This window comes from Syntrophomonas sp. UBA1041 (assembly GCF_002316705.1).
In the GTDB taxonomy this organism is placed as follows: domain Bacteria; phylum Bacillota; class Syntrophomonadia; order Syntrophomonadales; family Syntrophomonadaceae; genus DTU019.
In genome coordinates this window covers 10,682-15,622 of the sequence record NZ_DCEA01000117.1, presented here as the reverse complement: position 1 = coordinate 15,622, position 4,941 = coordinate 10,682, and the positions used below count along the sequence as shown (strand labels likewise).

Sequence of the window (4,941 nt, the reverse complement as noted above, 5' to 3'; positions counted from 1 at the left end):
TTTATATCCCGGGCTGAGATCACATACAAGACCAGCCCCAATATCATAGCCAGCATGAAATCGAAGGCGATCAGGAATTCCCTCTCCATGAAGGGGCTCTTACCGGTTGCGGCCATTACTGCCAGGAAGCTGATCATGGTGACTGGAAACAGCGGGCTGAATATCTTGGCCAGAATAGGAAGGCAAAGGGGGTTTATTGGAACACACAAATGACAGAATCACATTTTTCGCCGCAACTGGCGACCTTCGCATAGCTAAACAGATGGGCCGTACGGCACTGATAAAGCCAACATCCCGAATAAATGGGGCGGGAGGCGCTTTATTCAACCTCGTACTTGGAGGCTCCGCAGTTAGGACAACTTTGCAGGGAAAGCGGCATTTCAAGCCCGCAGCCGTCCAATAGCGGTTGGTTTTTTAAAATCTCGCCGGCCGGGCCATCCGCTGCGACTAAGCCGTCTTTTATCACAATAACCCGCCGGCAGGTTTCTAAGACCATGTCCAAATCATGGCTGGTGATTATTTTAGTATGTTCGAAACTTTTCAGCAGTCCCATAACCCGTCGCCGGGACTGGGGATCGAGGAATGAGGTCGGTTCATCCATGATCAAAATATCAGGCCTCATGGACAGCACCGTGGCGATGGCGGCGGCCCGCTTTTCCCCGCCTGACAGCTTAAAAGGCGCCCGGTCTTTCAGATGAGGAATTCCTACTTGGGTCAGAGCCTCGATGACCCTGCTTTCAACTTCCGCCTCATCCAGCTGATAATTCCTGGGCCCAAAGGCGACATCGTCCCCGACCGTGGTCATAAACAGCTGATCGTCGGGATCCTGGAATACCATGCCCAATCTCTGCCGGATCATGGGCAAGGTCTTCTTAGTCAGACGGGTATCACCCACTAAGATTTCACCCGAATCCGGAAAGAGTATGCCCATCAACAGCATGAGGAGGGTGGATTTGCCTGCTCCGTTGGCTCCGATGACCCCCACCGATTCGCCGTGAAAGATAGTGAAAGACATCCCGCGTATGGCTTGGTGTCCATCGGGGTAGGAAAAATGCAGGTTACTCACTTCGACTTTATGATGACTCATTTAAAAAACCCCCGTTAATAACGAACCCAGCCATAAGGGCCAATCATATAATCGCGCCATTATGAAAAACGTGCTCCACCCCGCCAAAAACCCTAAATCTCCGGCGCCGATTTTCGCCATAGCGCCGCTGTTATACTCACCCGCAAATCCCCGCAGGCACATGGCCGCATAGACCCGCTGGGCCCTGTCAAACGACCGCAGCAACAGACTGCCGGTTAAAGAGCCCCAAGCCTCGCGCTTTATTCCCTTCTGCCCCGGAGCGCGCAGGGAATAGGCCCTGAGCATCCTGGCCAGTTCATTTCCCAGAACCGATATATACCGGTAAGTCAACAGCAACTGCAAAACAAAAACCCTGGGAACCCGGATCATGCGCAGGGCCGCTCCCAATCTCTCCATTCCCGTAGTGGCCACCAAAAGGATGCCGGCCGCCACGGTCAAAACGCATTTTATCAAAATGGATATAAATGTCAGCCATCCTCTGGAGATGGTGAATCCCAACAACTCCACCGTTTGATGATCAAACACCGGGTTGAATATACCGATCCCGATTACGAACGGCATGGCCCAGGCAATGCGCTTCAGCACCTCTCCCAGGGGCAGCTCCGCCAGGGAAAAAATGACGACCGGATAAAAGATCAGCGGCAAGAGTGAGCTTATTTCATACCTGCCAAATGACACTACCACAATCAAATAAAAGATTGTGGTGAGCAGCTTGACGAGGGGATGAAGATTGTTCACGGCATTCTGCCGCCGGGCCAGGTCATCCCAAATCCGTATGTTGTGTAGAGCGTCGTTCATAGTGGCCAGATTAATCAAATCCTAAATAAAGATGAGGGCAGGAGGGGGGAATTCCTGCCCCGAGGTTATTATTACGCAGCAGCCCTGCTGCCTTTCTTTTTGGATAAACTGATGACGTAGCCGATCAAGGCTGCCATAATCAGGGTCAGGGCGCCTCCGACCAGACCTGCCACACTGGTTCCAGCGTCAACCGCGGGCCAGGTCCCTGCAGCTTCTTCAGCGGCGGCTGCTTCCACAATTTCTTCTTCAGAGGCTTTGAAGCCGTAATCAGGCATGAAAGCAGTTTTGCTTTGCAGGTCCGATAAGGCTTGATGAATACCTGCGGGAGCTTCCAGTTCCGCTGTACCCGCGATTCTTTCCATAGACCACTCCAGTCCGTCGGGACTGGACGAGGCGAACCAGGACAGAGCCCCGCCCACTATCACAACAGCTACAACCAGTCCGGTTAAAACCTTCTTAATGGATATATTGCCCATAGCCTCGCCGGCGGCGGCTTTTTCAAGCACTTCCGGCCGGGCCTTCCATACAAAGGCAACCACGGCCGCGGTCACCAGCCCTTCCACCAATCCTATCGCCAGGTGAATGGGCTGCATCAGCAAAACAAAGCTGGCAAAAGGAAGTTCCGTCCTTCCCGATGCAAGCGTTTCCAGAACGACGCTGAAAGCACCTAATTGCAGTGCGATTAGGGCCGAGATCGTGGCTCCCCAAAAGATGTTCTTGGATGTCAGTCCTCTGTGGGTAAACCATTTGTATATCAACGGATAGGCGATAAAGCAAGTATAGAAACCCAGATTAAATACATTGCAGCCATAGGCCAGCAAGCCTCCGTCTCCAAAGAACAGGGCCTGAATCAGCAATATGGAGGCCATGGTCAAAAAGCCCGCATACGGGCCTAACAGAATGGCGAGCAGCATTCCCCCTCCCAGGTGGCCGCTGGAGCCGGTGGCGGGTATCGTGAAATTGATCATCTGAGCCGCAAACACAAACGCGCCCATCACCCCCATCAAGGGAATTTTTTTTTCATCCATGTCGCCGCTTATTTTCTTGGCTGAATAGGCCGCCATTCCAGCAGTGACGGCCAGCATGGCCCCGCCAACCGCCGGCGAAATCAAGGCATCCGCCATATGCATATTATCGACTCCTTTCCAAATAAAACGACCCATAAAGGGTTTCTCATAGACTGGTCCCTTCATGGGTCGGTTATATGATCGAAATTATACTTCCGTGGCCTTTATGTATCCAGACAACTGCAGAGACGAAACCTTCTTGGTTCCATTACACAATAAAAATAGCATAGTCCGCGCCGGATGTAAACCTTTTTAAGACAGCCAACGACATTCCCCGCGGACAATGGGGGACGGCCCTGATTTTTACATGGAGCGTGCCATGCCCTCCAATTGTTCAGCCATACTGGCGATTTCCTCAATGCTGGCGCTCATTTCTTCGGTGGCGGCGGCCTGCTCTTCACTGGAGCACAGGGTTTGTTTACTGCCGCTATTGGCTTTTTCCAAAGTTTCCTTGATTCGGTCGGTCAATACTTTGACCTTTTGCACGGTGCCTTTGGATTCATCAGACAATTTGCGGATTTCCTCGGCCACCACGCCGAAGCCCCTCCCCACATCTCCGGCCCGGGCCGCTTCTATGGCGGCATTTAAGCCCAGCATCTTGGTCTCGTCGGCTATCTGCTTGATAAATCCCATTACCTCGTTAATCTGTTCGGACACCTGGTATATTTCCGCAATATTATTGTTCAATTCCTGCTCATTGGCGGTAATCTGCGACGCCGCCGCGGCCAGCTCCTGCACCACTGCGGAAATTTCGCTCATGCTCTGATTGAGGTTCTGCGCCATAGTGCGCAGGTTTACCGCGTTTTGCCGGGGCAGATAGATTCCAAAAGTGGCCACCAGTTGAGTGGGATCTTCAGTATCGAAACAGGGATAATTGATAGCCAGGACCGGCACCCCGTTTACGGTGGTTTCCCGCATGGCCATCTTTTTAGTGCTTAAAACCTGGCGGGCTATCATATCATCGGTAATGGGGTCGCCCTTCTGTATATCCGGTATATCGAATTTTTCAGAACCCTGACAGATAGCCACGCTTTCTAAATTGGTCATGTAAAGGAATGAGCCTTCCGGGTACATATTTACAATCAAAGGCGCAAAGTCTTTAAACGCGAAGGCAATAGGATCCACTCTGGTTACACCGATGCTTAAGACGCCACTGACAGTATCCCCGTCTATAATCGGGTAACTGGCAAATACCAGGCGTATGCCGTATACGGCGCGGTCAACCTTCTCTATGGTAACTTGCCTTTCATTTATGGCACGAATCCAACCCCCGTGACTGTCAAGACGGTCGCCTACCTTAATGCCGGGCAAATTTAAAGCTTTGGCTGTGGTTTTCCAAACAATCTTGTCCAGGTCGGTTACAACGATGACCGCCCCTCTAGGTATCAAATCCACCAAAACGGGTGCGATCTCTTTAAATCCGTCTACTGCTGCTTTGCCTACCAAATCTATTACCTCCAATTTCGTTTAATTGCTGCGATAAACTGCGTTGGTTGGTATTTTTGAGACTGCCGCTGCGCATTATATACCCCTTCATTCACAGTTCCCGTAACGGCTGCTGCCGGCCCTGGCTGTCCAGTCCCGCAAGGATGATATCAACATCAAATGTCAAGGATGGTATAATTGACTCTCATATCCTATTATCGTAGGTAAAGCAAATTACATTAGGGAAATATGTAATTATATGTCGAAGAAAGGATGTTGCTGCAGTAACAAAATGGCGGTGCGAGGTCTTCAGGACGCCTTGGTTTTCGCCCTTGCTATTTCCTCAAGATGGTATGGCAGAAACTGCTTCCCGATATCATCAGGCCTGGTTGACAGGTTTTCAGATGATCATGCCATCGCTCATTTCTAATACGCGGTCGGTGCGGGCCGCCAGACTTCGATCATGGGTTACCATGATGAAACTGGCGCCCAAATCCAGGTTGATTTCCCGCAACATTGCAAATACTTTTTCGGTGTTGCTGGTGTCCAGGTTGCCGGTAGGCT

The 4,941-nt window shown here is 51.3% G+C and carries 4 protein-coding genes and 1 pseudogene; all 5 read right to left on the bottom strand.

Annotation, left to right across the window (positions count from 1 at the left end; all coding sequences use genetic code 11):
• Positions 1 to 209 (bottom strand): annotated as a pseudogene (locus B2633_RS17145) (hypothetical protein); the annotation flags it as partial.
• A 110-nt stretch (positions 210 to 319) separates the two neighbouring features.
• Entirely contained in the window at positions 320 to 1,087 is a 768-nt protein-coding gene (locus B2633_RS17140; protein ID WP_483171882.1) for an energy-coupling factor ABC transporter ATP-binding protein, read from the bottom strand.
• Positions 1,088 to 1,894, bottom strand: a complete 807-nt coding sequence (cbiQ, locus tag B2633_RS17135; protein WP_483171884.1) for a cobalt ECF transporter T component CbiQ — start codon at positions 1,892 to 1,894, stop codon at positions 1,088 to 1,090. It abuts the gene before it with no gap.
• A gap of 62 nt (positions 1,895 to 1,956) precedes the next feature.
• Complete coding sequence (locus B2633_RS17130) at positions 1,957 to 3,015, bottom strand: energy-coupling factor ABC transporter permease (protein ID WP_483171881.1); 1,059 nt, start codon at positions 3,013 to 3,015, stop codon at positions 1,957 to 1,959.
• Between the two features lie 240 nt (positions 3,016 to 3,255).
• A complete protein-coding gene (locus B2633_RS17125) occupies positions 3,256 to 4,398 on the bottom strand; it encodes a methyl-accepting chemotaxis protein (protein WP_483171880.1) in 1,143 nt (380 codons plus the stop codon).
• Between the last annotated feature and the right edge of the window lie 543 nt (positions 4,399 to 4,941).

Excerpts from the sequence above, each read along its gene's own strand:
- B2633_RS17140 (WP_483171882.1), bottom strand. The coding sequence starts at position 1,087 with ATGAGTCATCATAAAGTCGAAGTGAGTAACCTGCATTTTTCCTACCCC.
- B2633_RS17130 (WP_483171881.1), bottom strand. The coding sequence starts at position 3,015 with ATGCATATGGCGGATGCCTTGATTTCGCCGGCGGTTGGCGGGGCCATG.